The 1,587-nt window shown below is 35.1% G+C and carries 1 protein-coding gene and 1 pseudogene; both read right to left on the reverse strand.

Annotated features, from left to right (window positions below):
• Positions 1-97, reverse strand: a 97-nt coding sequence (locus tag FYJ55_RS10570) for a rubredoxin (protein ID WP_195836699.1), incomplete at its 3' end; no start/stop codon positions are given.
• 129 nt (positions 98-226) lie between these two features.
• Positions 227-1,460: pseudogene (locus FYJ55_RS11590) on the reverse strand (IS1634 family transposase); the annotation flags it as partial.
• Between the last annotated feature and the right edge of the window lie 127 nt (positions 1,461-1,587).

Consider the following 1,587-nt stretch of genomic DNA (forward strand, 5'->3'; position numbering starts at 1 on the left):
AAGTTGGACATTTCCAATCTGCAGGAAGATCCGCGAATTTTACGCCTTCTTTTTCCTCGTCATAAATGTGTCCACAAATTAAGCATCTATATTTCATAAATAATCCTCCTCTTGAAATATACTATTTTCTCTAATGCATATAGTATCGCATATTCATTTCAATATTTCAAAAGTGTTGCTCAACAATTTTTAAATTATAATTCAATCGTCAACATACGGTCTTTTCCTAACATATCTTCATGTACAGTAGTCGTTGCAGATAATAATTTGTTATTGGTTGATTTAATTTTTTGGATAGATCTGTTACGAATTCTTTGCTGGTTAATAGATTTATGAATCTTGTGGAGTTGATTCTTACAACTCGGAATTTTCTCATGAAATCGTATATTGTACTTGCTGAGTATTTATTTTCCAGAATCTTGAATTGAAGGATTCGTGATAATAACACGGCTGTGTAACAGGTGAAGAAATGCCCTTTGATCCGATTTTCTTTTTGTAGATAGACCGGACGTGTATCAAGTTCGGACTTCATGATGCGGAAGGATTCTTCAATTTACCAAAGCTGATGATAAGCATTGTATATGTCTTTTGATGACATATTGATTTCAGATGTTACGAGCATATGATATCCGGCTAGTTCTTTGTCTTTGTCTATAGCTTTTTGATTTAGCTGGGGTTTTATATTTTTCCCCTGATCATCTAGAAACTGCATATATTTTGATGATTCACCATATTCTTCTTTTTTGGCCTGGCATGCACGGTGTGCTTTGGCTTTTTCAATCATTCGATTGATTTCTTTCAGTTTCTTCTTCGCGAGACTGAAGTTATAGGTAACTGTTCTTTTTTCTATTATATTACGAGTTATGACATTCCCGTAATCATCTTTGTATGAATAGGTAAACGTATCGATGCATTCCTTGATTTTATAAACGGGTTCTCCGTTCTGATCAAACACTGTTTCGAATCCGTCATCAAGAAGAACCCATTGTCTTTCTCTTTCAGGAAGGGTTTTTACAGATTTCGAAAACAGATAGCCATCTCCATTATCGATAGCTTCAATACTATTTTTAGCACAGTTAAGGCCTTTATCAGCAATTTGGATGGTACGCCCTCGATATTGTTTCTTGATTTCAAATCGTGGATTAGATCACGCATGACCGGCTTTTCAGATTCATTGTCTGGGAATATCTTCATGCCGACTGGTAACATCTGTGCGTCTAAAAGAAGGCCATTCCCACAATAGGGTCCCTTCGATTTTCTTTGGAAGGACCTCTTTTTTGAAGAGTAGATTCCTTATCGATTTCAAAGTAATAGTTTGTACAATCAAAATAAGAACGGCTGGAATCCAGAATAAAATTGTCATCAGTCGCAACGGTTAGTATTTCAACCAGTTTCTCATATTCTTCGCCCATGAATTCCAAGCCCTCTAGGAGTTGATCATAACTGAAGTTTTTTTGAACATTGATGCTAGTATATTTATAGGACAGGTAAAACATCTCGAATTTGATTTGATAAGGAACCAATCACATTAAAAATAGAATGAGATATTGAACATGACTGTCCTGGATATTGTAGATTCTTGTGCAT

It is taken from the genome of Holdemanella porci, assembly GCF_009696075.1.
In the GTDB taxonomy this organism is placed as follows: Bacteria; Bacillota_I; Bacilli_A; order Erysipelotrichales; family Erysipelotrichaceae; genus Holdemanella; species Holdemanella porci.